Source organism: Xanthomonas sp. NCPPB 2864 (assembly GCF_056675615.1).
Window position 1 is genome coordinate 955,334 of the sequence record NZ_JBWWVS010000001.1, and the last position, 26,219, is coordinate 981,552.

A 26,219-nucleotide genomic window follows, 5' to 3' on the forward strand; every position below is an offset into this window, starting at 1 on the left:
AGAATTCCCGGCATGTACGCACCGCTCGATCTTTACGACACCGCCGCCGCGCGAAGGCTGGACACGCAGGCCACCACGCTGCTCGGCGGCGACGGTTACATCTTGATGCAGCGCGCCGGGCAGGCCGCCTGGCAGCATCTGCTGGAGCGCTGGCCGCGGGCGCGCCGCATCGTGGTGGTCTGCGGCACCGGCAACAATGGTGGCGATGGCTATGTGCTGGCACGCCTGGCGCAGCGGGCCGGGCGCCAGGTGCAGGTGGTGCATCTCCCCGAGCACGGCCCGGCATCGCCGCTGGCGCAACGCGCCTGTACCGACTATCTGGGCGTGGGCGGCGCGATCGAGCTGTTTCCCTCGTCGCTGGCGCAGGCCGATGTGATCGTCGATGCGCTGTTCGGCATCGGCCTCAACCGCGCGCCCGACGCCGAGACCACCGCCTTGATCGACGCCATCAACGCCGCCGGTGTGCCGGTGCTCGCACTGGATGTGCCCAGCGGCATCGATGCCGATCATGGCGTGGCCTTCGGTGCCGCGGTGCGCGCGCAGGCCACCTTGCAGTTCATCGTGCCGCACCTGGGGCTCTATACCGGCGATGCGCTGGAGCATGCCGGCACGCGCGCAACCGCGTCGCTGGACGTGCCGGATGCCGCGTTCGACGGCCTGGCGCCGGCCGCGCACAGCTGGAACATCGACGCCCTGGCCGCGCAGTTGCGCCCGCGGCGACGCAATACGCACAAGGGCGAGTCCGGTCGCGTGCTGTGCGTCGGCGGCAACCTCGGCAGCGGCGGCGCGATCATGCTCACCGCCGAAGCGGCCCTGCGCAGCGGGGCAGGGCTGGTGCAGGTCGCCACCCGCGCCGAGCACGTCGCACCGCTGCTGGCGCGCTGCCCGGAAGCGATGGTGCGTGCGGTGCAGGCCGACGACGACATCGCCGCGTTGGCTGACGCCGCCGACGTGGTCGCGCTGGGTCCGGGCCTGGGGCAGGACGCCTGGGCGCAGCAGTTGTGGCGCGCGGTGCTGGCCTCGGACAGCGCCGTGGTCATCGATGCCGATGGCCTGAATCTGCTGGCTGCCAACCCGGTTCCGGCGCGCGGCCCGCGCGTGTTGACCCCGCATCCCGGCGAGGCTGGACGTCTGCTGGGGATGTCGACCAGGCAGGTTCAGCAGGATCGACTGGCTGCCGCAGACGCATTGGCCAAACGTTTCGATGCAGTGGTGGTGCTCAAGGGCGCCGGCAGCGTGATCGCCGCGCCGCACGCAGTGCCGCGCATCATCGATGCCGGCAATCCGGGCATGGCGGTCGGCGGCATGGGCGACCTGCTGACTGGCGTGATCGCGGCCTTGCTGGCCCAGGGCTGGTCGCCCTTCGATGCCGCCAGCTTGGGCGCCTTGTTGCATGCCTGTGCCGGCGATGCAGCGGCGCGCGCGGGCGAGCGCGGCCTGCTGCCGACCGATCTGCTGCCCGAACTGCGCCGCCTCGCCAATACCGGAGCCATTGCATGAGCCAACTCAGCGCACACCTGGTCGATGCGCAGGCCACCGAAACCCTGGGACAGGCCCTGGCCGCGGTGCGGCCCACCCGCGCGATGGTGCAACTGCATGGCGATCTCGGCGCCGGCAAATCCACATTGGCGCGCGCCCTGCTGCGCGCACTCGGCGTCACCGGGCCGATTCGCAGCCCCACCTACACGCTGGTGGAGCGTTATCCGCTCGGCACTGGCGACGAGGCCTGGCACCTGGATCTGTACCGCATCGGGCAGGCCGGGGAACTGGATTTTCTCGGGCTCGACGAAGGCAGCGCCAGCCTGTGGCTGGTCGAATGGCCGGAACGTGGCGCTGGTGCATTGCCGCCTGTGGATCTGGACGTGGAACTGGCAGTCGACGGCGAGGGGCGCAGCGTGACGTTGCTGGGCCGCAGCGAAACCGGCCGCGACTGGCTGAGGCAGCTGTCGGACTTGCCTCAGTTGCAGTCCCTTTGTGCCAGCTCACAGGAAGAATGAACGCCAGGTTGTGGATTATTAAGGGAAATCACCTTGCAATTCCCACGTTTGGGTGATTGAATCCAGCGCCATGACACCGGGGTTCCGCCAGTTCTGTGTTTCCACCGTGACCGCCAGCCTCAGCCTGGCGGTTTTTGCTGCGTGGGCCGGCGAAATCAAGGGCGTAGGCGTCAGCACCGGTGCCACCGGCACGCGTGCGGAGATCCAGCTCGCCGGTAGCGGCGGATTCAAGACGCTGTCGCTGGCCAACCCCAATCGGCTGGTGGTGGACTTTCCTGATTCCTCGGGTGTGCGTGGCCTGAAGCTGCCGCCGGCTGCCGGCCTGGTGACGTCGGTGCGTACCGGTCAGCCGGTGCCGGGCACCTTTCGGGTGGTATTCGAGCTGGCAACGCCGGTGACGCCGTTGAAGCCGCAGATGCAGACGCTGGGTAGTACATCCACCCTGGTGATCGAGTGGCCGGGCGATCCGCCGGCTGCCGGCACGGTGGCCACCACCGCCGCGCCTGCCGCGCCGCCGCCGCGCCCGGCCAATGCACAATCGGAAGCCGCCCGCGCAACCGCTGCGTTGGCGGCGTCTGCGCAGCGCGCGTCGGTGGTGCCGCCTGCTCCGGCGCCCGCACCGTATGTGCCTGCGTCGGCCATGCCCAGCGTGACTCCGGCACCGGTACCGACCACGGTCGCCACCGGCGTGCCGACACCGCGTCCAGGCACCGCCACGACCGCGGTGACGACCAGCACGGCCACGCCCGCAAGCACCGCCGGCAATCCGAACCGCGTCACCGTCTCCACCGCCGGTGCCGCGCCCGGCTCGGCGCTGCCAGGCAACGCCGCATCGCCAGCTGCGATCTTGAATGGCGGCAACGCGCCGCTGGGTGCTGCATCCGCCAATGCCATGGCTGCCATGCCGAATGCGGCTGCCGGCAGTATGGCCTCGGCGGACAGCGATGACCTGCCGCCGCGTCCGGTGCTGCCCAGCGAGGCCTCGCGGATCAAGATGGCACCGGGCATGCGGCCGCTGATCGTCGCCATCGATCCGGGACACGGCGGCCAGGATCCTGGCGCCATGGGTCCCACTGGCAAGCGCGAAAAAGACGTCACCCTGGCAGTCGGCCGCGAACTGGCGCGCCAGATCAATGCCACGCCCGGCATGAAGGCCTACCTGACGCGCGATACCGACGTGTTCATTCCGCTGCCGATGCGCGCGCAGAAGGCACGCGCCGCCAAGGCCGACATCTTCATCTCCATCCACGCCGACGCTGCCGAAAACCGCAGTGCGACTGGCTCGTCGGTCTATGTACTGTCGACCAAGGGCGCCTCCTCGCAGCGCGCGCGCTGGCTGGCCGACAAGGAAAATGCCGCCGACCTGGTCGGCGGGGTGCGTCTGCAGCAGACCGAAAGCACGCTGGCCAACGTGTTGCTGGACCTGGCGCAGAGTGGCCACATGAAGGCCTCCGAAGATGCGGCAGGGCACGTGCTCGGCGGCCTCAAGCGGATCGGCAACAATCACAAGCCGCAGCTGGAGCGCGCCAACTTTGCGGTGCTGCGCACCTCCGACATGCCGGCGATGCTGGTGGAAACCGCCTTCATTTCCAATCCGGACGAAGAGCGCCGGCTGATCGACCCGGCCTACCAGCGCAAGATCGCCTCGGCCGTGCTGGATGGCATCGATACCTTCTTCACCCGCCAGCCGCCGCCGGGCACCCTGTTTGCCGCGCGCGCACAAGCCGAAGCCGATGCCAGCGCTGGCACCGTGGCCGGCGGCAGCCGCTGAGCCGCTCGGCTATCATTCCGCACTGATTCCTTGATGACGGCGCCTGCGCGCCGCCGGATTGCCGTGCCGACCTCTGTCTTGCCTGTGACACCCCCGATGCGCTCTGCAGTCTGCGTCCAGTGCGAGCGCCTGTGCTGATGGCGATCCGTCAGCTCCCCGAGATCCTGATCAACCAGATTGCTGCCGGCGAAGTCGTCGAGCGGCCTGCGTCGGTGGTCAAGGAACTGGTCGAAAACGCACTCGATGCTGGCGCCACCCGCGTGGATATCGAGCTGGAAGAGGGCGGCGTGCGGCTGATCCGTATCCGCGACAACGGTGGCGGCATTGCCCCCGACGAACTGCCGCTGGCGGTGTCGCGGCATGCCACCAGCAAGATCGCATCGCTGGACGATCTGGAGACCGTGGCCACGCTCGGATTCCGCGGCGAAGCCCTGCCGTCGATCGCCTCGGTCAGCCGTTTCACGCTGATCTCGCGGCGCCACGATGCCGAACATGGCTCCGCACTGGAGATCGATGGCGGGCGCCTGAGCGAGGTGATGCCACGCGCGCATGCGCCCGGCACCACGGTCGAAGTGCGCGAGCTGTTCTTCAACGTGCCGGCGCGGCGCAAGTTCCTGCGTGCCGAGCGCACCGAGCTGGGGCATATCGAAGAATGGCTGCGCTCGTTGGCGTTGGCGCGCCCGGACGTGGAATTGCGGGTCTCGCACAACGGCAAACCGTCGCGTCGCTACAAGCCGGGCGATCTGTATTCGGATGCGCGGCTGGGCGAAACCCTGGGCGAGGATTTCGCGCGGCAGGCCTTGCGCGTCGATCACAGTGGCGCCGGCCTGCGGCTGCATGGCTGGGTCGCGCAGCCGCATTACTCGCGCGCCAGTACCGACCAGCAGTATCTCTACGTCAATGGCCGCTCGGTGCGCGATCGCAGCGTCGCGCACGCGGTCAAGATGGCCTATGGCGATGTGCTGTTCCATGGTCGCCAGCCGGCCTACGTGCTGTTCCTGGAACTGGATCCGACGCGCGTGGACGTCAACGTGCATCCGGCCAAGCACGAGGTGCGTTTCCGTGAGGCGCGGCTGATCCACGACTTCGTCTACCGCACCTTGCAGGACGCGCTGGCGCATACGCGCGCCGGTGCGATGCCCAACAGCCTCGGCATGGAGGGCGCCAGCGACGCGGTTGCGGCGCCGGGCGGCATGCTCGACCGACCAAACTACGGAGGCGGTGGCGGCGGTGCCGGCTACGGTCAGTGGACGCCATCGCAGACTCCGCTGGGCCTGCGCGTGGACGAGGCGCGTGCGGCCTACAGCGCGCTGTATGCGCCGCCGTCCAGTGGCACACAGCAGCAGTCTGCCGCCTTGCCGGAGGGCGCCGGGATGGGCTTGCCGGCGACTGCCGCGGACAGTGGCGTGCCGCCGCTGGGGTATGCCGTCGCGCAGTTGCACGGCATCTACATCCTGGCCGAGAACGCCGAAGGCCTGATCGTGGTGGACATGCATGCCGCGCACGAACGCATCGGCTACGAGCGGCTGAAGAACGCGCACGACAGCATCGGCCTGCACGCACAACCGCTGCTGGTGCCGATGACGCTGGCGGTAGGCGAGCGCGAGGCCGACACCGCCGAGCGCGAAGCCGACACGCTGGCCAGCCTGGGCTTCGAGATCACCCGCGCCGGCCCGCAGTCGCTGCATGTGCGCAGCATTCCCGCGCTGCTTGCCAATGCCGAACCGGAGGCGTTGTTGCGCGATGTGCTCGGCGATCTGCGCGAGCATGGCCAGAGCCGGCGCATTGCCAGTGCGCGCGACGAACTGCTCTCCACGATGGCGTGCCACGGCGCGGTGCGCGCGAACCGGCGCCTGACCGTGCCGGAAATGAACGCACTGCTGCGCGATATGGAAGTCACCGAGCGCTCGGGCCAATGCAACCATGGCCGACCGACCTGGGCACGGTTTACGCTGGGCGAAATCGATCGCTGGTTCCTGAGGGGGCGCTGATGGCTGTATTGCACAAGGGGAACCGCTGGCTGCTCGGCATGCTGGTGTGTGCGGCGCTGGCCGGCTGCGGCAAGGATGCATCGCCACCGGCAGCGCCGGCCGCACTCGACAACGCCTTCCTGGCCGACAACGCGGCCTGGCGCGAAGCGCGCCTGACCGAGTTGCGCGCGCCCGATGGCTGGACCAGCCTGGTCGGCCTGCACTGGCTGTCGCTGAAGGCGCATTACATCGGCAGCAGTGCCGACAGCGGCATCAGGCTGGCGGTCGGGCCACCCAAGATGGGCATGGTCGCGACCGAGGCCGATACGGTCTGGTTCGTGCCCGAGCGCGGCGCAGCATTGACCGTCGACGGCAAGCCGCTGACCGGCAGGATCCGCTTCCAGTCCGATCGCGACCCGCAGCCGACCTTCATCCATTTCGATGACGGCAAGGGCGTGTTGAGCCTGATCCATCGCGGCGACCGCAACGCGCTGCGGGTCAAGCATGCCGACGCGCCATCGCGCAGCCACTTCGCCGGTCTGGACTACTGGCCGGTCGATCCGTCCTGGCGCATCAGTGCGCGCTATGTGCCCAATGATGTCGGCAAGACCATTCCGATCGTGGACATCGTCGGCATCATCAGCGAGCAACCCAACGCCGGGGCAATCACCTTCGAGCGCGATGGCAAGGCGTATCGGCTGGAGACCATTGGCGAACCCGGGCGGCCGATGTTCGTGGTGTTCGCCGACCGCACCAGTGGGCACGGCAGCTATCCGGCCGGGCGCTTTCTCGACCTGGACGTGCCCGACGCCTCCGGGCATGTGGTCGTCGATTTCAACCGTGCCTACAACCCGCCGTGCGCGTTCACCCCCTTTGCGACCTGTCCGCTGCCGCCACCGGAAAACCGCATCGACCTGGCGGTGTCGGCCGGCGAGAAGACCTACAAGGTGCCGCACTGACGTGGAGACCAACGTGGTGAAGGCAAGCATGCGCGCCCGGTTGATAGCCTGGTCCAACAGTGCGGTCATCGCTCTGGCGTTATGGAGCGGAGCGGTCGCGCCGACCTGGGCGCGCGCCGGCAGCGATGCGCCGGTGCCGCTGTTGTGGAAGGTGGATGGCAAGGGCGGCACGCTGTATCTGCTGGGTTCGTTCCATGTGCTCAAGCCCAGCGATTACCCGTTGTCGCCGGATGTGATGCAGGCCTTCGCCAAGGCCGACCGGCTGGTGTTCGAACTGCCGCCCTCCGATGCGCAATCGCCCGAGCTGGCCGGCCGCATGCTGCAGGCGGCGCAGCGCAGCGACGGGCGTCGCCTGCAGGACGTACTGGATCCGAAGACCTGGCAGGCGCTGACCACCTATGCCCGCAAACACGGGATGCCGGTGGACAGCTTGCAGACCCTGGAACCCTGGTTCGTGGCGCTGACGATCAGCCTGGCGGAGATGAGCCGGCAAGGCATGGACCCGAACGCCGGTCTGGACCATTACCTGATGGCGCAGGCACAGGCCGGTGGCAAACCGGCCGATGGGCTGGAGCGTGCCGAAGAGCAGATTGCCTTGCTCGATGGCATGTCGCCCACCGAACAGCATCAGCTGCTGGAGGAATCGCTGGACGATGCCGGCGCCAACGATCAGCTACGTGAGCTGCACGCGGCCTGGCGCAGTGGCGATGTGCGTACCCTGTCCATGCAGATGGCCGAAGAAATGCGGCAGCACTACCCGGCGCTGTACCAGGACATCAATGTCGAGCGCAATGCGCGCTGGGTGCCGCGGCTGGAGCAGCGGCTGGGCAAGGGCAGCGGGACCACGCTGGTGGTGGTCGGTGCGCTGCACCTGCTGGGAAGCGATGGCGTGGTGGAGCGTCTGCGCGCACGGGGCTATCACGTGGAGCGGATCTGCTCGGCCTGCGCGGGGCAGGCAAGCCGCTGATCGGTGGCGCCGCGGAGCGTGTCAGGGCTCCCGGCGCCGCGCGTGGGTTACCCGCGGTTGCGGGCCTTGCCGGCGCTGCCGGCAGTGCCGTGCGTGCCGGTGCCCATCGGGCCGCTGCCCATGCCGCTGGCACCCGGCGGGGTCGGCGGCGTGCCGGGGCCGCCAGGACGGCCGAAGCCGGCGCCGAAGTTGCGCTGGAACTCCTGCCACAACTCCAGGTTGCGCTCGGTCAGCTGGTTCATCATCGCCCACGGGGTCTGCCCGAGCAGGTTGCCCATCTGTTGGCGGAACTGCTGCTGCTGATCCAGGAACACCTGCATGCTGCGCTCCAGGTAGTTGCCCATGAAGCCCTGCAGCGAGTCGCCGTAGAAACGGATGATCTGACTCAGCAACTGGGTCGACAGCATCGGCTCGCCGTCCTGCTCGCGGTCGGCAATGATCTGCAGCAAGACCGCGCGGCTGAGGTCTTCGCCGCTCTTGGCGTCGCGTACCTCGAATTCTTCGCCGTCGATGATGAGCTGACGCACATCCTCGATGGTGATGTAGCTGGAAATTTCCGTGTCGTAGAGACGGCGATTGGGATACTTCTTGATGATGCGAAGTCCGGCCATGGAACGTTCACTCACAACGATAGTGCGCGCAGGATGGCGCACCGCAGCAGCCCTTGCAACCGCCACAAGGCCTTATTTTCTTAAGTAGACACATAAAAAATGTTGCGCAGCATGATTTTCAAGGCTTTTTTATGCTGCATCGCAAAGTTGCAGCAAAGCTCACCAGCCCATGTGGTGGCCGCCGTTGATATCCAGGTTGGAGCCGGTAATCCAGGCGGCCTCTTCCGCAACCAGGAATGCCACCGCATAGGCGATTTCTTCCGGCCGGCCCAGGCGGCCGGTGGGGATGTCGGCAACGATCTTGGCGCGCACCTCTTCCGGGACCGCCATCACCATGTCGGTGGCCACATACCCCGGCGACACGGTATTGACGGTCACTCCGAACGCGGCATTTTCGCGTGCCAGCGAAATGGTGAAGCCATGCATGCCAGCCTTGGCGGCCGCGTAATTGGCCTGCCCGTACTGGCCCTTCAGGCCATTGATCGAACTGATCTGGATCACCCGTCCCCAGCCGCGCTGGCGCATGCCTTCGATCACCGGGCGGGTGACGTTGAACACCGAGTTGAGATTGGTGTTGATGACGTCATGCCATTGCTCGGCAGTCATGCGATGGAAGGTGGTGTCGCGGGTGATGCCGGCGTTGTTGACCAGTATTTCGATCGGCCCCAGCGCTGCCTGGACGTCTTCGACCAGGCTGCGCGCATGTTCGGAGGACGCCACATCGCCGTGGAACAGGGCGATGTCGTAGCCCTGGGTCTGCATGCGCTGCTGCCACGCCTGGGCCTTTTCGGCGTTGCGGAAGTTGCTGGCCACCCGGTGGCCCTGGTCGGCCAGGCGCTTGCAGATGGCGGTGCCGATACCGCCGGTGCCGCCGGTGACCAATACGACGCGAGATGTCATGACGACTCCAATGGACAGGTAAGACTGGGGGCGGGCGGGGCACAGGCGCGCTGCCTGGCCCGACGCCGGTGCCGGGGCGCAATTCTAGTCACGCCGGGGCTGCGATGCGCGTCCGTTCGCGTCCAGATGCAGGTGCCGGGGCAAGCGCTGTGGCGAAAAATGCTGCACCGCATGCTGCAGCAAGGTGTCCAGCGCCGCCCGGCGCGGCAAGGCTGCCGGCTGCTGTCCCAGCACGGCCCAGGCGGCGCGCAGGGTCGGTTGCGGATCGGCATCGTCCAGCGCAGGCGCAGCGTGCGACTTGGACAGCTTGCGGCCGGTGTGATCCAGGATCAGCGGCAGGTGCAGGTAGCGCGGTTGCGGCAGGCCCAGTGCGCGCTGCAGCAACAACTGGCGCGGGGTGGAGTCGAGCAGGTCGGCGCCGCGCACGACATCGGTGATGGCCTGCGCGGCATCGTCGACCACCACCGCCAGCTGGTACGCCCAGTAGCCATCGGCGCGGCGCAGCACCACGTCGCCGACCTCGGCATGCACGTCCTGCACCACGTGGCCCTGCAGCGCGTCGTCGAAGCTGACCGGCGGCTGTGGCGGCACCCGCAGGCGCACCGCACGGCGAGCGCCCAGCGGCGCCACGCAGGCGTGGTGGATGCCGCCCATGCCGGCAAGGTCGGCCCGGCTGCAGCTGCATTCGAACGCCAGTCCCGCCTCCAGCAAGGTGGTGACGGCGGCGTCGTACTGTGCGTGGCGCTCGGATTGATACAGCACCGGCAAGTCCGAGTGCAGGCCGAAGGCGGCCAGCGTGCGCAGTTGGCGTGCGGAGGCGCCGGGTTCGGCACGTGGCGGATCGATGTCTTCGATGCGCACACACCACTGACCGCCGGCATGCCGCGCCAGCAGCCAGCTGCCGAATGCCGCTAGCAGGGAGCCGAAGTGCAGCGGGCCGGTCGGGGAGGGTGCGAAGCGGCCGCGGTAGGGGAGAGCTGGCATGATCGGCTGAATCGTCGGTCAGGTGATCGCTTGATTTCAAGCGCTGACGACCGCAGATCCGCTGCAGTCCATCCTGCTCGCGTGGAGTCGTCGCACCATGTTCAACCGCATTTTCCTGTTCCTGCTGACTAATTTTGCGGTGCTGATGCTGGCCGGCATCGTGATGTCCGTGCTGGGCGTCAATCCCGCGCAGATGAGCGGCCTGCTGGTGATGGCGGCCGTGTTCGGGTTCGGCGGCTCGTTCATCTCGTTGCTGCTGTCCAAGTTCATGGCCAAGCGCAGCACCGGCGCGCAGGTGATCAGCGAGCCGCGCACGCCAACCGAGCGCTGGCTGCTGGCGACGGTGCGGCGCCAGGCCGAGGCGGCCGGCATCGGCATGCCGGAAGTGGCGGTCTACGACGGCCCGGAGATCAATGCCTTCGCCACCGGCGCCAACCGCAACAACGCGCTGGTGGCGGTGTCCACCGGGCTGCTGCAGAACATGAGCCAGGACGAGGCCGAGGCGGTGCTGGGCCATGAAATCGCGCATGTCGCCAATGGCGACATGGTCACCATGGCCTTGCTGCAGGGCGTGCTCAATACCTTCGTGATCGTGCTGGCGCGCGTGGTCGGCGGCGTCATCGACAGCGCCATGTCGGGCAACCGCGACGGTGGCCGCGGCTTTGCCTACTACATCATCGTGTTCGTGCTGGAGATGGTGTTCGGCCTGTTCGCGACGATGATCGCGATGTGGTTCTCGCGGCGCCGCGAATTCCGCGCCGATGCCGGTGGCGCGCAACTGGCGGGCCGCGGCAAGATGATCGCCGCATTGGAGCGCCTGTCGCTCAACCATGGCCAGAATAGCCTGCCTTCGCAGGTGCAGGCGTTCGGCATTTCCGGCGGTGGTGGCGATGGGTTGCGCCGGCTGTTCCTGAGCCACCCGCCGCTGTCCGAGCGTATCGCCGCGCTGCGCGCCGCCAACGGTGCGGCGATGTAAGACGGTAGCGCCAACCGATGCGTGCCGCCCAACAAAAAACCCGCGTCCTGCGGGTTTTTTGTTGGCTGGAGCGCGGCGGCAGTGATGCGCTACGGCTGCAGGTCTCAGCCGAACTCGTAGTTCATCAACGGCCCGGTCGGGGCGACGAAATCGCCTTGCACATAGTCCACCCCGGCGCTGAAGAAAGTGCTCATCGACTGCGCATCGGCCACGAACTCGGCCACGGTGAGGATGCCGGCCGGCTGCGCGCGCGAGGTGATCTCGCGGATCTTCTCCTGGCTTTCGCGCGCCGAGGCCACCTCGCCGGTGATGCCGCGATCGAGCTTGAGGAAGGCCGGCTGGAAATGCGCCAGCAGCTGGAACGAGTCCAGGCCCGAGCCGAACTGTTCCAACCCGACCTTGCAGCCCATCGCCGACACCGCCGCCAGGAACTGCTGGGCATTGCGCAGATGGGTGAACACCTTCGATTCCGGCGTCTGCAGCCACAGCCGTTCGCCCGGCACGCCGTACACGGCCAGCTGCTCGCGGATGATGTCGATCATCTGCGGATCGGAGAACGAGTTGGGCCCGATGCGTACCAGCAGGTGCGTCCTGTGTCCCGCACGTTGCCGCTCGCCGAGCTGGCGGATCGCGCGTGCCACCACCCAGCGGTCGATCTCGGTGATCAGATCGTGTTCTTCGGCGATCGCCATGAAGGCGTTCGGCGACATCATCTCGCCGTTGCGCTCCAGCCGCAGGAAGGCCTGGTACAGCTCCAGCGGCTCGCCCTGCAGGTTGAGCACCGGCTGGTAATGCAGCAGGAAGCCGTCGCCGACCAGCGCCTCGCGCAGTTGCTGCACCCAGCGCTCGATGCGTTCCTCTTCAGCCCGGTCGGCTGCTGCCGGGTCGTAGATGCTGACCGCATTGCCGCCGAGCTCGGCGGTGGTGCGCACCGCCTCGGTGCCGCGGTTGAGCACCTGGCCGATGCTGGCGATCTTCTCGCCGATCTGCACGCCGCCGATGCTCACCGTCACCGTGGCCGAACGCGCGCCGATGCTGAAGACGTGCTGCGCAAAGGCGTCGCGTACCAGCTCCGCCAGTGCATGCGTGCGCGCGTAATTGCCGTCCATCAACAACGCAAAGCTGTGCTCGCCGAAACGTGCGGCGACCACGCTGTCATCGCTCACGCTGGCCACGTGCGCGGCCAGCGCGGCGATCAGCGCATCGGCCGAATCCAGGCCGATCTCGGGCAGCAGGCGCGCGTAGTGGTCGGGCTCGATCAGCAGGAAGCCGGACTGGCCTTCGCTGCGGCCGGCGCGCGCCACCGCCTGTTCCAGCGCCACCATGAAGGTGGGGCGGTTGAGCAGGCCGGTGACCTGGTCGCGCTGGCGCAGGTCCTCGACCTCGCGCGCCAGCTCCGGGTCGAATTCCTCGCGACGGCGGAACACCACCTGGATGCACGGCTCGCCTTCGTAGGTCGCGGTGGCGAACTCCATCGTCGCCGGGAAGGTGTCGCCTTCGAGCCGGCGCGCGTCGACCTTGTACTGCGCCGGCGGCGGCTCACCCTTGGACATGGCCTTGAGCAGCTGCTTGAAATCGTCGACGTACTGGGCGGCAATCATGTCCAGCAGCGACACGCCCTCGACATCGTCGAACGACTCGAAGCCGAACATGTCCAGATACGCCTCGTTGGCGCGGATGTGCATGCCTTCGTGCACGTAGGCGATCGGGTCGCGCGAGGAGGCGATCAGGGCGTCGCAGCGCCGCTCGGTCTCGCGCATCTGTGCCTCGATGCGGCGCAGGCCACGGCGTGCCTGCAGGTCGGCCCATTCCGAGCGCACCAGCGACAGCAGGTGTTCGGGGCGATGACGCAGCGCGATGGCGCGAATGCCATGTGCCGCGGCCTCGACCAGCGCGTTTTCCTCGATCCGCTCGGCCAGCAGGATGATCGGAATATCCTTGCCGCTGCCGGCGATCTGCTGCCGCAACGCGCTCATCGGGATCTGCAGCGCCTGCCCGTGCAGGGCCAGGTCGATCTGTCCCGACAGCATGCTGGCGAGCTCTTCCGGTGTCTGCGGCCGCGACGGACGCACTGCGATGCCGCCGTTGCGCAGCGCGGTCACGATCGCCTCCGCGCTTTCGACACTGTCGTCGACGATCATCAGGCGGAGGGTGAGATCTTTGCCTTTTTGCATGCGCGTTTCCCTAGCGACGGGCTTTAATACACGAAGGAACTCGGCTGCGTCCATGTCTGTGGACACGGCCGCATCCGGGGTGAGACTCAGGCCACGTTTCAATGTGTCCAAGCTGACATCAGGCCACGCTCCCGGCGGCATGGCCGGATGCCCATGCCCACTGAAAGTTGTAGCCGCCCAACCAGCCGGTCACATCAAGCACCTCGCCGACGAAGTACAGGCCGGCCACCAGGCGCGACTCCATGCTCGCACTGGAGACCTGGTTGGTATCGACACCTCCCAGCGTTACTTCAGCGGTGCGATAGCCCTCGGTTCCACTGGCGATCAGCGGGAAGCCGGCCAGCAGGTCGGCTGCGGCCTGCAACTGCGGTGGGTCGAGCTGGCGGACCGGCTTGTCCGGCAACCACACTTCGCACAGGCGCTGGGCGAACCGCCGCGGCAGCACGTCGGCCAGCACGTTGCGCAGTTCGGTGGCGCCACGCTGATTTTTCTGGTCGCGCAGCCACGCCGCGGCATCCTGGCCGGGCAGCAGGTCCAGGCGCAGGTCGTCGCCGGGCTGCCAGTACGAGGAGATCTGCAGGATGGCCGGGCCGCTGACGCCGCGGTGGGTGACCAGCATGAAGTTGCGGAAGCTGACCCCGTTGCACTGCGCCTGGACCGGTAGCGCCAGCCCGGACAGGTCCTGCAGCCGTTCCTGGTGCTTGCCGCTCAGGGTCAGCGGCACCAGCCCGGCACGCGTCGGCAACAGCGTGTGGCCGAACTGCTGGGCCAGCGTGTAGCCGAAGCCGCTGGCGCCCATGCTCGGAATCGACAGCCCGCCGGTTGCCACGATCAGCGACTGCGCCTGCACGCGTCCCTGGCTGGTCTCCACGCTGAAGCCGTCGCTGCCGCGCTGCACCGATTGCACCTTGCAGTCGGTACGCACCTGCACGCCCGCCGCCTCGCACTCGTCCAGCAGCATGCGCACGATCTGCTTGGACGAGATGTCGCAGAACAGCTGGCCCAGCTCTTTCTCGTGATAGGCGATGCCGTGGCGCTCGACCATCTCCACGAAATCCAGCGGGCTGTAGCGGGCGAGGGCGGACTTGCAGAAGTGGCGGTTGGCCGAAAGGAAGTTGCCCGGCGTGGTGCCGGTATTGGTGAAGTTGCAGCGGCCGCCACCGGACATCAGGATCTTCTTGCCGACCTTGTTGGCATGGTCGATCACCAGCACCTGGCGGCCGCGCCGGCCCGCGGTGAAGGCGCTCATCAGGCCGGCCGCGCCGGCACCGATGACCAGCACATCGCAACGCATGCTCATTCGGTGGGGGCTTGCCGCACCATCGGGGTCAGGGTGACGCTGCCGTGGTCGGCCAGCATCTGCACCTCGCCGTCCTGGATGATCACGTCGAAGCGCATGCCGCGCTGGATCAGCGCGCCCAGCGCTTCGGTGGCCTGCGAGTCCAGCTCGATCACGCGCAGGTTGCGCTGGCGGCTAAGCGCGTTGGCCTGCTTCTTCCACCAGGTTTCGGTGGCCTGGCCGCCATAGCCGATCACCACCGCCTCGCGCGACCGATTGCAGGCCTTGCGCACCCGGCTTTCGTCCGGCTGGCCGAGGTCGATCCACAGGTCCGGGTCGCCGGTGTAGTCGCGCCGCCACAGGTCGGGTTCGTCCTCGTTGCTGAGGCCGCGACCGAATTCCAGGCGGTCGTCGGCGAACAGCGCGAACGCCAGCAGCCGCACCATCAGGCGCTCGTCGGTTTCGGAGGGATGCTGGGCCAGGGTCAACGAATGGTTGGCGTAGTAGCCACGGTCCATGTCGCTGATCTGGAGTTCCGCCCTGCGGACGGTGGCGGTAAGGGCCATCAGGATGCCGGTTGCAAAGGGCACTTATGATACGCCCCCGTTGCAATGCCGGCGTGTTGCGGTCAGCGCCGCGCCATCTCGGCCAGCCAACGGTCCAACTGGGCAGCAAATGCCTGGCGGTCGCGCGGGTGCAGGGCCGCGGACCCGCCGGTGACCACGCCGGCGCCGCGCAGTTCCTCCAAAAAGCCGCGGACCGACAGGCGCTCGTTGATGCTGTCGCGGGTAAACGGCTCGCCACGCGGGCTGACGGCGGCCGCTCCCGCCTCCAGTACGCGAGCGGCCAGCGGAATGTCCTGGGTGACGACCAGGTCGCCTGCGGCCACCCCTGCGGCAATGGCATCGTCGGCCGCGTCCGCGCCTCCAGGCACCTGCAGCGCTCGCACGTGGGCCAGGCGAGGGGTGGGCAGGAAATGATTGGCGACCAGCGTTACCGCCGTGCCGGTACGTGCGGCAGCGCGGAAAAGGATGTCGCGGATGACTGCGGGGCAGGCATCGGCATCGACCCAGATATGCGGGCGGGACGGCAGGGGAGGCGTATTCATGTGCTGAAATCGACAGGGAAGGGGCCTGACAGGTGGTCGGATTGGGCCTGACAGTAAAAAATTTGACGCAAGGTGTCGCTTTTTGCTGGGAACGCGAGTACTGTGCACGCACTGTGTTTGCAAGGGTCACCGTGAATCGTGGCCTGATGCAGCCGGATCGTTACAGATCTCGCTTCATCGTTCCGCTTTACCAACGCCTGCAACTCAGTCTCAGCTCCGGCTTTTCGGACGCTGCGATTTATCCATCTATAGTTCAGGAGTTTGTAAATGTCAGATCGTCAGAGCGGTACCGTGAAGTGGTTCAACGATGCCAAGGGCTTCGGCTTCATCACCCCGGAAAGCGGCCCGGACCTGTTCGTGCACTTCCGTGCCATCCAGGGCACCGGCTTCAAGTCGCTGCAGGAAGGCCAGAAGGTGACCTTCGTCGCCGTGCAGGGCCAGAAGGGCATGCAGGCTGACCAGGTGCAGGCGGTCTAATCCGTCTGCAACCGTAAGGTTGCCAAAAACGCCGGTTGCGCAAGCGACCGGCGTTTTTTATTGGGCGCGGTTTGATCAGTGCAATAGAGAGTGCGGGCGGTTCGACCCGCCCAGGTGAGCGCAGCGACGACACGCCAATCGGTAGCATGTGCGTTTTCCGCGTGCAGCCTCTTCCATGATCACTGTCCATCATCTCAACAATTCCCGTTCCCAGCGCGTGCTGTGGCTGCTGGAGGAACTGGCGCTGCCGTACCAGATCGTGCGGCATGAGCGCGATCCCAAGACCATGCTGGCGCCGGCGGCATTGCGTGCCATCCACCCGCTCGGCAAGTCGCCGGTGGTTGTCGACGGCGAGCTGACCGTGGCCGAGTCCGGCGCGATCCTGGAGTTCCTGACCGAACGCTACGACACCGAATGCGCGCTGTCGCCGCCGCCGCGTCCGCTGGAGTCGCCGGAGCGCCTGAAGTTCCGGTACTGGATGCATTACGCCGAAGGCTCGGCAATGCCGCCGCTGCTGATGACATTGATCTTCGGGCGGATTCGCAGTGCGCCGATGCCGTTCTTCGCCAAGCCGATCGCACGTGCGATCGTGGACAAGGCCATGTCCGGCTTCGTCGGTCCGCAGCTCAAGCTGCATCTGGACTGGATGGAGCAGTCGCTGCAGGCAAGCGAATGGTTTGCCGGTGAGCGTTTCACTGCAGCCGACATCCAGATGAGCTTCCCGGTACAGGCCGCCGCTGCACGTGGCGGCGGGCTGGAGAGCTATCCGCGCCTGCGCGCGTTTCTCGCGCGTATCGAAGCGCGCCCGGCGTACCAGGCCGCGCTGAAGAAGGGCGGCCCGTTCGAGCTGATGGGGCGCAAGCCCGCCGAGTGACGTTGCGGTATACGCCCAGGGAAGCTACAGGTCACCGTGCTTCGACGGTGTCCTGCCAGGGTTTGGCGAATCCCCAATCCCGACTCCCCAATCCCGTACCGCCCAATCAAGGCGCCCGACATTGACGCAGGAACTGCAGCGTGTCACGCAGCACGGGCGAGCGCTCAGGCGGTTTGCGCAGCGCTAGCACAATGCCGAGATGGCCCATGCCCGGGTAGACCTTCAACTCAGCCGTGCCGCCCTTGCGTTGCAGGGCGTGCTGCAACGAGGTGCTGTTCTGCAGCTCGACCACGCGATCGGCATCGCCGTGCAGCAGCAGCATCGGCGGTTCGTCGCCGCCGACGTAGCGCACCGGCTGCGATTGCTGTTGCGCGGCCGGTGCCTCGCCGAAGATCTCGATCAGCTCCGGGTCGGTCAGCGGCAGGAAGTCGTAGGGCCCGGCCAGACCCACCACCCCGCACAGTTGCCGGGGTTGCAGGCCTTGCACCTGCAGCCAGCGTGCGTCGGTACCCAGCAGCGCGGCCATATGCGCGCCTGCAGAGTGGCCCATCACCGCCAGGCGCGTCGGGTCGCCACCGTAGTCGTGCGCATGCCGATAGCTCCAGGCGGTGGCGCCGGCAGCGTCGGACATGAAGCCCTGCAGGCCGACCTGCGGATACTTGCGGTAGTCGGCCACCATTGCCACCACGCCCTGGCGCGCGAGCGCGCGTCCGACCCAGCGATAGTTGGCGCGCGTTCCGCGCTTCCAGGTGCCGCCATAGAAGAACACCACCACCGGTGCATCCACCGCGCCGCGCGGCTGGTAGACGTCCAGGGCCAGACCATGCGCCGGATCGAACACCTGGTCGCGGTGCTCGACAATGCCGTCGCGGCTGGAGGCGGCATTGATGCCGCCAAAGAACACGCTGCTGCAGGCGGTCAGTGTCAGCGAGCCGAGCAGCAGCAGGGCGGGGCGAAACCAGCGGGAAGTGCGCGAGGGCATGGGCGATGTCGTTTGAGGGGCGGGGAGGAATAACGCGGCGGCTGTTGCCTGCGTGTGCAGGACGAGCCCGTTTGCCGGCGGCCAGCTGCTCGAAGATACGGTACGTGCGCAACACCGGATGCGTGGTTGCCCATGCGAAGTTCACTGTCGTTGGCCTACGCTGGCACGCATGACGACTCTGCAGTTTGACAACCGCCTGCGCCAGCAGCTGCCCGGTGATTCCGAACAAGGTCCACGCCGCCGCGAGGTACGCGCTGCATGGTCGACGGTGATGCCGACGCCGGTGGCCGCGCCGCGTCTGCTGGCGTATTCGGCCGATGTCGCCCAACGGCTGGGGCTGGATGAGGCCGAGATCAACAGCGCGCACTTTGCCGAGGTATTCGCCGGCAATGCGCTGTACCCGGGCATGCAGCCGTGGGCGGTCAATTATGGCGGGCACCAGTTCGGACATTGGGCCGGCCAGTTGGGTGATGGCCGGGCGATCTCGCTGGGCGAGGCAATCGGGGTCGATGGCGGTCGCTACGAGTTGCAGCTCAAGGGCGCCGGCCCGACACCTTATTCGCGCGGTGCCGATGGCCGGGCGGTACTGCGCTCGTCGATCCGCGAATTCCTGTGCAGCGAAGCGATGCATCATCTGGGCGTGCCGACCACGCGTGCGCTGAGTCTGGTCACCACCGGCGATGCGGTGGTGCGCGACATGTTCTACGACGGCCGGCCGCAGCGCGAGCCGGGCGCGATCGTATGCCGGGTGGCGCCGTCGTTCATCCGCTTCGGCAACTTCGAGCTGCCCGGTGCGCGCGGCGATCTGGCGCTGCTGCGGCAATGGGTGGACTTCACCATCGCGCGCGACTTCCCGCAGCTGGAAGGTGCTGGCGAGGCGCTGTACGCAGCCTGGTTCGCACAGGTCTGCGAGCGCACCGCGGTGATGGTCGCGCACTGGATGCGGGTGGGCTTCGTGCATGGGGTGATGAACACCGACAACATGTCGATCCTGGGCCTGACCATCGACTACGGCCCCTACGGCTGGGTCGACGACTACGACCCGGATTGGACGCCGAACACCACCGATGCGCAGGGCCGTCGCTACCGCTTCGGCACCCAGCCCCAGGTCGCGTATTGGAACCTCGGGCGCCTGGCACAGGCGCTGGCGCCGCTGTTCGCCGACCAGGCGCAGCTGCAGCAGGGACTGGACCGCTTCCGCGATACCTACCTGGCCTGCGACCGCCACGACACCGCCGCCAAGTTGGGTCTGGCTGACTGCCGCGACGAGGATCTGCAACTGATCGATGCGCTGCGCGCGCTGATGCACAACGCGGAAATGGACATGACGCTGACCTTCCGCAGCCTGATCGCATTTGCGCCGGAGCATCCGGATCCTGAACTGTTGCGTGAGGCGTTCTACGACCAGGACAAGCGCCTCGCGCATGCCGCGCAGCTGCAGGAATGGCTGCAGCGCTACGCTGAGCGGCTGCAGCAGGACACGCTGTCGCCGGATGCGCGGCGCGAACGCATGCGCCTGGCCAACCCGCGTTACGTGCTGCGCAATTATCTGGCGCAGCAGGCGATCGACCTGGCCGAGCAGGGCGATCCATCCGGCGTGCAGGAGTTGCTGGAGGTCATGCGTCACCCATACGACGAGCAGCCGGGCCGCGAGGCGTTTGCCGCACGGCGACCGGACTGGGCGCGCGACCGCGCCGGCTGCTCGATGCTGTCCTGCAGTTCCTGACGCGCTCAGATGCAGGTATGTCGTAAACGCGGCGCCGCAAGTCCGCGCAGCCTAGAATAGGGTGGTCCCCACCGGCCTAGACGCCACCACCACCATGACTGACTGCACCCGCTGCGCCGGCACCAATTCTTCCGGACCCAACCAATGGTCCGAGCGAATCCGCGATATCGCCGATTTTCCCAAGCCGGGCATCGTCTTCAAGGACATCACACCGCTGCTGTCCGATGGCCCGGACTTCGCCTCGGCGTTGGACGAGATGGCGCAGCCCTGGCGCACCACACCGCTGGATGCGGTGCTGGGCATCGAGGCGCGCGGTTTCATCCTGGGGTCGGCGCTGGCGCGCGAGCTGCGCACCGGCTTTGTGCCGGTGCGCAAGCCCGGCAAACTGCCCGGGCGTACGCTGGTCCAGGAATATGCGCTGGAATACGGTACCGACCGCATCGAAATGCACGAGGACGCGTTGCCACGTGGCGCGCGCGTGTTGATCGTCGACGACGTGCTTGCCACCGGCGGCACGCTGCGCGCGGCCCTGAGTCTGGCCGCACAGCTGGAGCTGGAAGTGGTCGGCGCGGCGGTGCTGGTCGAGTTGCTGGCGCTGCAGGGCCGTGAGAAGTGGGCCAATGACGTGCCGCTGCTGGCTACCTTGAGCTATTGATCCAGGCGTCTTGCCGATCGAGCAGCTCGCCGATGAGGCTTTCTGAAAACGGGAATGCGCAAGCATGCGCATCCCGTTGGATCGTGCGGCAGGCGCTATCGCCGCCGCCCGAGCGGTTGGTCGGCAGGGTCGCTGCCGCGCGGTGATTACAGCTTGCTGACCCGGAACCGGCGTCCCTTGATCTTGCCCGCATGCAGATGCGCCAGCGCCTTGGCGACCTGCGCGCGGGCGATGGCGACGTAGGAGCGGGTTGGGTAGATCGCGATCTTGCCGATCGCCGCGCCCGACAGTCCGGCTTCGCCGGTCAGCGCGCCGAGGATGTCGCCGGCACGCAGCTTGTCGGTCTTGCCGCCGTCGATGCGCAGCGTGGTCATGGCCGCCTGCGGCAGCTGCGCCGGGCGGGCGGTGGCCAGGGGCGCGCGCGACCACTTCAGCGGCTGGCCCTGTTCGGCTTCCAGCGCCTGCGCGCGGCCGGTCTCGCGCGGGGCCACCAGGCTGAGCGCCAATCCGCGTTTGCCGGCGCGCGCGGTGCGGCCGATGCGGTGGCGGTAGGTTTCGGTATCGGTGGGCAGCTCGTAATTGACCACTGCCGACAGGTCTTCCACGTCCAGCCCGCGTGCAGCCACATCGCTGGCCACCAGCACGTTGCAGCTGCGGTTGACGAAGCGCACCAGCACTTCGTCGCGGTCGCGCTGTTCCATGTCGCCGTGCAGCGCGAGCGCGGAGAAGCCGAACTCCTGCAGCGAGCCGGCCACCTCGTCCACTTCCTTGCGGGTATTGCAGAACACCACGCTGGATTCGGGATTGAAGCGCAGCAGCAGGCCGGCGACGGCCTTCTGCCGGTAGGTCGGGTCGACCTCGAAGAACTGCTGGTCGATTTCCGGCGCGTTGTCGGCGCCTTCGACGGTGATTTCGACCGGGTCCTTGAGGATCTCGCGCGCCAGCGTGCGGATGATGTCCGGGAAGGTGGCCGAGAACAGCAGGCTCTGGCGGTGCTTGTCGCAGCGGCTGGCGATCTCGCGGATGGGTTCTTCGAAGCCCATGTCGAGCATGCGGTCGGCCTCGTCCAGCACCAGCGTGCGCACGCCGCCAAGATGCAGGGCGCGCTTGCGGGCCAGTTCCTGGATGCGGCCGGGCGTGCCGACCACCACTTGCGGGTCGTGCGCTTCCAGCGAGGCCAGCTGCGGGCCGAGCGGCATGCCGCCGGTCAGCACCACCAGCTTCATGTTGGGGATGCCGGTGGCCAGCTTGCGCAACTGCTTGCCGACCTGATCGGCCAGTTCGCGGGTGGGGCACAGCACCAGCGCCTGCGCGCGGGTCAGCGCCGGGTCGAGCTTCTGCAGCAGGCCCAGCCCGAAGGCGGCGGTCTTGCCGCTGCCGGTCGGCGCCTGGGCGATGACGTCCAGCCCCTGCAGGATCGGCGGCAGGCTCTGTGCCTGGATGGGAGTGAGGACGGTGTAGCCAAGGGCGTCGATGCCGGGGGCCAGGGCCGGCGACAGCGGCAGCGCGGAGAATTCGTTCATGGCGCATTTTAGCCGGGATTGGGGAGTAGGGATTCGGGATTCGTCACCGCGACAGCGTGCGCTTGTGCCAATCCCGAATCCCCAATCACCAATCCCGTACAATCACGCCATGCCTTTAATCACTCTGCAAAGCGTCGACTACAGCGTCGGCGGCCCCTTGTTGCTGGAAAAAACCGACCTCACGATCGAGCCGGGCGAGCGTATCGCCCTGATCGGCCGCAACGGCGCCGGCAAATCGACCTTGATGAAACTGATTGCCGGCGAGCTCAAGCCCGACGATGGCGAAGTGCGCGTGCAACAGGGCGTGCGCATCGCGCGGCTGGAGCAGGAAGTGCCGCAGGGCACCGGCGGCAGCGTCTTCGATGTGGTGGCCGACGGCCTGGGCGAGCTGGGTCATTGGCTGGCCGAGTTCCATCAACTCAGCCATGCCGAGGTATTCGATGGCGACGCGTTCGGCAAGGTGCAGGCCAAGATCGACGCGGCCGACGGCTGGGCGCTGGATCAGCGCGTCAGCGAGACGCTGACCAAGCTGGAACTGGACGGCGATGCGGAGTTTGCGCGGTTGTCCGGCGGCATGAAGCGACGCGTGCTGCTGGCGCGCTCGCTGGTGTCCTCGCCGGATGTGCTGCTGCTGGACGAGCCGACCAACCACCTGGACATCGAAGCCATCGACTGGCTGGAGTCGTTCCTGAAGAACTGGAACGGCAGCGTGTTGTTCGTCACCCATGACCGGCGCTTCCTGCGTGCGTTGGCCACCCGCATCGTCGAGATCGATCGCGGGCAGGTCACCAGCTGGCCGGGCGACTGGGCCAATTACGAGCGGCGCCGCGAAGAGCGGCTCAATGCGCAGGCCCAGGAAAACGCGCGTTTCGACAAGATGCTGGCGCAGGAAGAAATCTGGATCCGTCAGGGCATCAAGGCGCGGCGTACCCGCGACGAAGGCCGCGTACGGCGTCTGGAATCGATGCGCAACGAACGCGTACAGCGCCGCGACCTGACCGGCAACGTGCGCATGGAAGTCTCGCAGGGCGAGTCCTCCGGCAAGAAGGTGATCGAGGCCAAGGAAGTCGGTTTCGCATTCGGCGCGCGCACGATGGTCAAGGATTTTTCGACCATCATCCAGCGCGGCGACCGCATCGGGCTGATCGGCCCCAACGGCAGCGGCAAGACCACCTTGCTGAAGTTGCTGCTGGGCGATCTGCAGGCGCAGCAGGGCGAGATCCGCATCGGCACCAATCTGCAGATCGCCTACTTCGATCAGTACCGTTCCACGCTGCGCGAGGACTGGAGCGCGATCGAGAACGTGGCCGAAGGCCGCGACTTCATCGAGATCAACGGCAAGCGCAAGCATGTGCATGCGTATCTGCAGGACTTTTTGTTCACCCCCGAGCGCGCACGTGCGCCGATCACCCGGCTGTCCGGCGGCGAGCGCAATCGGCTGCTGCTGGCCCGCCTGTTCGCGCAGCCGTCCAACCTGCTGGTGATGGACGAACCGACCAACGATCTGGACGTGGAAACGCTGGAGCTGCTGGAAGAGCTGCTGGGCGAGTACACCGGCACCTTGTTGCTGGTCAGCCATGACCGCGACTTCCTCGACAACGTGGTGACCTCCACCCTGGTGATGGAGGGCGAGGGCCTGATCGGCGATTACGTCGGCGGGTACAGCGATTCGCTGCGTCAGCGTCGCACCCCGGCGCCCAATGCGATGGCGGTTGCCAAGGCATCGGCGACGGCGGCGGCAACCACGCCGGTGGCGGCTGCGTTGCCGGCCGATGCTGCGCCCAAGCGCAAGCTCAGCTACAAGGACGCGCGTGAGCTGGAGCAATTGCCGGCCTTGATCGAAACCCTGGAGCAGCAGGTCGCGGCATTGACCGAGGCGATGAACGACCCGGCCTTCTACCAGCGCGACAGTGCGGCGATGGCCGCGCATACGGCCGCATTGGGCGATGCGCAGGCTCGGCTGGATGCGGCGTTCGCGCGCTGGAGCGAACTGGATAGTTGATGGTCGGGCCGGTGCCCGACTGCGTGCCGGCCTTGTGGATGTGTGGAGCGATAACTGGCACCACGCCTCCCACTACAGGGGTGGCAGCCGTGGGGCAGCGCGTTGCGTGAAACACGCGCTGGACACGCACCGGTGATCACCGACCACCACCACGCCGTGTTGATCGTGCTGTGTCCGGCGAGTGCGGGATGCGTCTTGCAGGCAGCGCCTAGTCGCAGGCGCTCGCAGGCGCCACGAATGCCGCAAACGTGAGCCCGCGCGCGGCCCAGGCGGTAGCCGCTTCGTCGAGGATGTCCAGCAAGGTGTCGCGGTCGTTCGGCGCAGTGCGGGCCAGCGCATCGGCGCCGTCGATCAGCAGCGCATAGCCATGAGACGCTGGCAGCCATGCCAGATCGCGCAAGGCATCGGAGAGCGCGTCCCAGTTGCGGCCGAAGCCGGCAGGGAAGTCCAGTTGGGTGGCCAGACGCATCAGCAGCCTGTGCTTGTCGCTGCAGCTGGCCAGGTCCACGCGCAGGATGTGCAGGCCGGCATCGCGGGCAAGCGCTGCCATGGTGTCCAGATCTTCGGTCTCGGCTTGGTAGACGCCCGATTGCTGCGGGTCGGACAGGTCCAGTGCGAAGTCGCCTGCGCTCATGGCGCCTGCTCCGGAGCCGGGCCCTGGAACGATCTGAAACTCTGGTAATGATCGTCGCTGTAGTACCACGCCTGCGGCGGGGTACCGCCGGTGACGATGCGGCGCGCACCGCGATCGGGACTGCCTGGGGTTTCCACGGTGTATTCGTGGTAGTAGCCGCGCGGACGCTCGGGCAGGCGCTGCTCACGATTGCCGAACACGCTGCCGTCCTGCGGATGCGGGAATGGTCCGCCGCGCTGGATCAGCACGATCGTGGCCATGGCCTCGGTCGGCAGAAATCCCGGCAACGCTTGCTGCTGCGGTGAGCGTTCGACCGGTGCTGCTGCGGCGATCGGCGCGCTGAGCTGCGGCGCGAAGTGCGGCTTGGGTGTCTGCATCGCGCGCATGCCCCACAACCCGGCGACGAGCAGCACGATGGCGACGATCAGCAAAGCGGGCTTGCGCATGACGGTTCCGGAAACAGGGTGTTGGGACGGCAGAGCAAGTATGCCGTTGCGCGACTGTGTCGACTTTGAACGCGCCGGGCTGCAGGACGGTTCACGCCCGAGTAACCGGGGCATGGTGCAAGGTATGCAGCGAACACGACGCGGCATGCGATGGGATGAAGTTTCCCTGCCAATACCCTTGGTAAGCGCCGCCGCCGTCCTTACCATCTACCCCGCAACGCCCGGTCTTCGCCGGGCGGCAAGTCCAGGAGACACGCATGGCTTACACCCTCCCGCAGTTGCCCTACGCCTACGACGCGCTGGAACCCAACATCGATGCGCAGACGATGGAAATCCATCACACCAAGCATCACCAGACCTATATCAACAACGTCAACGCGGCGCTGGAAGGGACCGAGTACGCCGACCTGCCGGTGGAAGAGCTGGTGTCCAAGCTGAAGAGCCTGCCGGAAAACCTGCAGGGCCCGGTGCGCAACAACGGTGGTGGCCACGCCAACCATTCGCTGTTCTGGACCGTGCTGTCGCCCAATGGCGGTGGTGAGCCTAAGGGCGAGGTCGCCAAGGCGATCGACAAGGACATCGGTGGTTTCGAGAAGTTCAAGGAAGCCTTCACCAAGGCCGCCGTCAGCCGTTTCGGCTCGGGCTGGGCCTGGCTGAGCGTGACCCCGGACAAGAAGCTGGTGGTGGAAAGCACCGCCAACCAGGACAGCCCGCTGTTCGAAGGCAACACCCCGATCCTGGGTCTGGACGTGTGGGAACACGCGTACTACCTGAAGTACCAGAACCGTCGTCCGGAATACATCGGCGCGTTCTACAACGCGGTGAACTGGGAAGAAGTCGAGCGCCGCTACCACGCTGCGATCGCCTGAAGTCGTGCATCAGCGCTAGGTTCCACGTAGCGCTGCGACAGCGGCACCCAACGCACAAGGCCGGGAGCGATCCCGGCCTTGTGTGTTTTGCTGCGCGCTGTTGTAGGAGCGACCCTGGTCGCGATGGGCTTTGCCGGGAAAGCCCCGTCGCGCTCGGGCGCGCTCCTACGTTGTGCGGGGCTGATGGGCTTTGCATCGCGCTGGAACACACAAGGCCGGGAGCGATCCCGGCCTTGTGCGTTTTGTTGCGCGCTGTCGTAGGAGCGACCCTGGTCGCGAGGGCTTTGCCGGGAAAGCCCCGTCGCGCTCGGGCGCGCTCCTACGTTGTGCGGCGC

Annotated in this window: 24 protein-coding genes; 13 read left to right on the top strand and 11 right to left on the bottom strand. The window is 67.1% G+C overall.

Annotation, left to right across the window (positions count from 1 at the left end):
- Nucleotides 1-12: 12 nt before the first annotated feature.
- From AC1KVE_RS03960 to AC1KVE_RS03985, 6 genes are all read left to right on the top strand, one after another.
- A complete protein-coding gene (locus AC1KVE_RS03960; protein ID WP_481091883.1) occupies nt 13-1,500 on the top strand; it encodes an NAD(P)H-hydrate dehydratase in 1,488 nt (495 codons plus the stop codon).
- Nucleotides 1,497-1,997, top strand: coding sequence for a tRNA (adenosine(37)-N6)-threonylcarbamoyltransferase complex ATPase subunit type 1 TsaE (gene tsaE / locus AC1KVE_RS03965; protein WP_440584009.1), 501 nt, complete (start codon nt 1,497-1,499; stop codon nt 1,995-1,997). Before AC1KVE_RS03960 ends, tsaE begins: the two co-directional genes overlap by 4 nt.
- Nucleotides 1,998-2,067: 70 nt before the next feature.
- Entirely contained in the window at nt 2,068-3,768 is a 1,701-nt protein-coding gene (locus AC1KVE_RS03970; protein WP_481091882.1) for an N-acetylmuramoyl-L-alanine amidase, read from the top strand.
- Nucleotides 3,769-3,905: 137 nt separating this feature from the next.
- Nucleotides 3,906-5,759: a DNA mismatch repair endonuclease MutL gene (gene mutL, locus AC1KVE_RS03975; protein WP_481091881.1), complete on the top strand. Its 1,854-nt coding sequence runs from the start codon at nt 3,906-3,908 to the stop codon at nt 5,757-5,759.
- Entirely contained in the window at nt 5,759-6,697 is a 939-nt protein-coding gene (locus AC1KVE_RS03980; RefSeq protein WP_481091880.1) for a DUF1684 domain-containing protein, read from the top strand. Before mutL ends, AC1KVE_RS03980 begins: the two co-directional genes overlap by 1 nt.
- 28 nt (nt 6,698-6,725) lie before the next feature.
- On the top strand, nt 6,726-7,664 hold the full coding sequence (locus AC1KVE_RS03985; protein ID WP_184456111.1) for a TraB/GumN family protein: 939 nt from the start codon (nt 6,726-6,728) through the stop codon (nt 7,662-7,664).
- Between the two features lie 47 nt (nt 7,665-7,711).
- On the opposite strand, the gene phaR is transcribed toward AC1KVE_RS03985, so the two are convergent.
- From phaR to gluQRS, 3 genes are all read right to left on the bottom strand, one after another.
- Entirely contained in the window at nt 7,712-8,275 is a 564-nt protein-coding gene (gene phaR / locus AC1KVE_RS03990) for a polyhydroxyalkanoate synthesis repressor PhaR (RefSeq protein WP_024939296.1), read from the bottom strand.
- A gap of 159 nt (nt 8,276-8,434) precedes the next feature.
- Nucleotides 8,435-9,175, bottom strand: coding sequence for a beta-ketoacyl-ACP reductase (phbB, locus tag AC1KVE_RS03995; RefSeq protein WP_184456109.1), 741 nt, complete (start codon nt 9,173-9,175; stop codon nt 8,435-8,437).
- Nucleotides 9,176-9,259: 84 nt separating this feature from the next.
- Nucleotides 9,260-10,159, bottom strand: a complete 900-nt coding sequence (gluQRS, locus tag AC1KVE_RS04000) for a tRNA glutamyl-Q(34) synthetase GluQRS (RefSeq protein WP_184456108.1) — start codon at nt 10,157-10,159, stop codon at nt 9,260-9,262.
- 97 nt (nt 10,160-10,256) lie between these two features.
- On the opposite strand from gluQRS, the gene htpX reads away from it, so the two are divergent.
- Nucleotides 10,257-11,135, top strand: a complete 879-nt coding sequence (gene htpX, locus AC1KVE_RS04005) for a protease HtpX (RefSeq protein ID WP_039516150.1) — start codon at nt 10,257-10,259, stop codon at nt 11,133-11,135.
- A gap of 104 nt (nt 11,136-11,239) precedes the next feature.
- On the opposite strand, the gene AC1KVE_RS04010 is transcribed toward htpX, so the two are convergent.
- From AC1KVE_RS04010 to AC1KVE_RS04025, 4 genes are all read right to left on the bottom strand, one after another.
- The gene (locus AC1KVE_RS04010; protein ID WP_046343058.1) at nt 11,240-13,309 is read right to left on the bottom strand and encodes a GGDEF/EAL domain-containing response regulator; all 2,070 of its coding nucleotides are present in this window, start codon (nt 13,307-13,309) and stop codon (nt 11,240-11,242) included.
- A gap of 118 nt (nt 13,310-13,427) precedes the next feature.
- Nucleotides 13,428-14,609 (bottom strand): BaiN/RdsA family NAD(P)/FAD-dependent oxidoreductase, encoded by a 1,182-nt coding sequence (locus AC1KVE_RS04015; protein ID WP_481091879.1) that lies wholly within the window; start codon nt 14,607-14,609, stop codon nt 13,428-13,430.
- Nucleotides 14,606-15,154, bottom strand: coding sequence for a YaeQ family protein (locus AC1KVE_RS04020; RefSeq protein WP_054592759.1), 549 nt, complete (start codon nt 15,152-15,154; stop codon nt 14,606-14,608). Before AC1KVE_RS04020 ends, AC1KVE_RS04015 begins: the two co-directional genes overlap by 4 nt.
- 62 nt (nt 15,155-15,216) lie before the next feature.
- Entirely contained in the window at nt 15,217-15,696 is a 480-nt protein-coding gene (locus AC1KVE_RS04025; protein ID WP_481091878.1) for a YaiI/YqxD family protein, read from the bottom strand.
- 267 nt (nt 15,697-15,963) lie between these two features.
- Between AC1KVE_RS04025 and AC1KVE_RS04030 the strand changes: the two genes are divergently transcribed.
- Nucleotides 15,964-16,173 (top strand): cold-shock protein, encoded by a 210-nt coding sequence (locus AC1KVE_RS04030; protein ID WP_006451993.1) that lies wholly within the window; start codon nt 15,964-15,966, stop codon nt 16,171-16,173.
- A 175-nt stretch (nt 16,174-16,348) separates the two neighbouring features.
- Nucleotides 16,349-17,047 (top strand): glutathione S-transferase, encoded by a 699-nt coding sequence (locus AC1KVE_RS04035; protein ID WP_024939303.1) that lies wholly within the window; start codon nt 16,349-16,351, stop codon nt 17,045-17,047.
- Between the two features lie 106 nt (nt 17,048-17,153).
- Here the strand turns inward: AC1KVE_RS04035 and AC1KVE_RS04040 are convergent, their stop codons facing one another.
- Nucleotides 17,154-18,029 carry an alpha/beta hydrolase gene (locus AC1KVE_RS04040; RefSeq protein ID WP_160954558.1) on the bottom strand — a complete coding sequence of 292 codons (876 nt, stop codon included), beginning with the start codon at nt 18,027-18,029 and terminating at the stop codon, nt 17,154-17,156.
- Between the two features lie 169 nt (nt 18,030-18,198).
- Here AC1KVE_RS04040 and AC1KVE_RS04045 point away from each other — a divergent pair, with 169 nt between their 5' ends.
- Together AC1KVE_RS04045 and AC1KVE_RS04050 are read left to right on the top strand one after the other, a co-directional pair.
- Nucleotides 18,199-19,755: a protein adenylyltransferase SelO gene (locus AC1KVE_RS04045; RefSeq protein ID WP_167764141.1), complete on the top strand. Its 1,557-nt coding sequence runs from the start codon at nt 18,199-18,201 to the stop codon at nt 19,753-19,755.
- Between the two features lie 94 nt (nt 19,756-19,849).
- Entirely contained in the window at nt 19,850-20,410 is a 561-nt protein-coding gene (locus AC1KVE_RS04050; RefSeq protein ID WP_024939306.1) for an adenine phosphoribosyltransferase, read from the top strand.
- Nucleotides 20,411-20,556: 146 nt separating this feature from the next.
- On the opposite strand, the gene dbpA is transcribed toward AC1KVE_RS04050, so the two are convergent.
- Nucleotides 20,557-21,933, bottom strand: coding sequence for an ATP-dependent RNA helicase DbpA (dbpA, locus tag AC1KVE_RS04055; RefSeq protein WP_053045141.1), 1,377 nt, complete (start codon nt 21,931-21,933; stop codon nt 20,557-20,559).
- A gap of 109 nt (nt 21,934-22,042) precedes the next feature.
- Between dbpA and AC1KVE_RS04060 the strand changes: the two genes are divergently transcribed.
- Nucleotides 22,043-23,935 carry an ATP-binding cassette domain-containing protein gene (locus AC1KVE_RS04060; RefSeq protein ID WP_166768602.1) on the top strand — a complete coding sequence of 631 codons (1,893 nt, stop codon included), beginning with the start codon at nt 22,043-22,045 and terminating at the stop codon, nt 23,933-23,935.
- 208 nt (nt 23,936-24,143) lie between these two features.
- On the opposite strand, the gene AC1KVE_RS04065 is transcribed toward AC1KVE_RS04060, so the two are convergent.
- Together AC1KVE_RS04065 and AC1KVE_RS04070 are read right to left on the bottom strand one after the other, a co-directional pair.
- On the bottom strand, nt 24,144-24,569 hold the full coding sequence (locus AC1KVE_RS04065; RefSeq protein ID WP_102581562.1) for a barstar family protein: 426 nt from the start codon (nt 24,567-24,569) through the stop codon (nt 24,144-24,146).
- A complete protein-coding gene (locus AC1KVE_RS04070) occupies nt 24,566-25,015 on the bottom strand; it encodes a guanyl-specific ribonuclease (RefSeq protein ID WP_016904848.1) in 450 nt (149 codons plus the stop codon). The genes AC1KVE_RS04065 and AC1KVE_RS04070 overlap by 4 nt, the downstream gene beginning before the upstream one ends.
- Before the next feature lie 257 nt (nt 25,016-25,272).
- Here AC1KVE_RS04070 and AC1KVE_RS04075 point away from each other — a divergent pair, with 257 nt between their 5' ends.
- Nucleotides 25,273-25,884: a superoxide dismutase gene (locus AC1KVE_RS04075; protein WP_016904847.1), complete on the top strand. Its 612-nt coding sequence runs from the start codon at nt 25,273-25,275 to the stop codon at nt 25,882-25,884.
- Nucleotides 25,885-26,219: the final 335 nt, after the last annotated feature.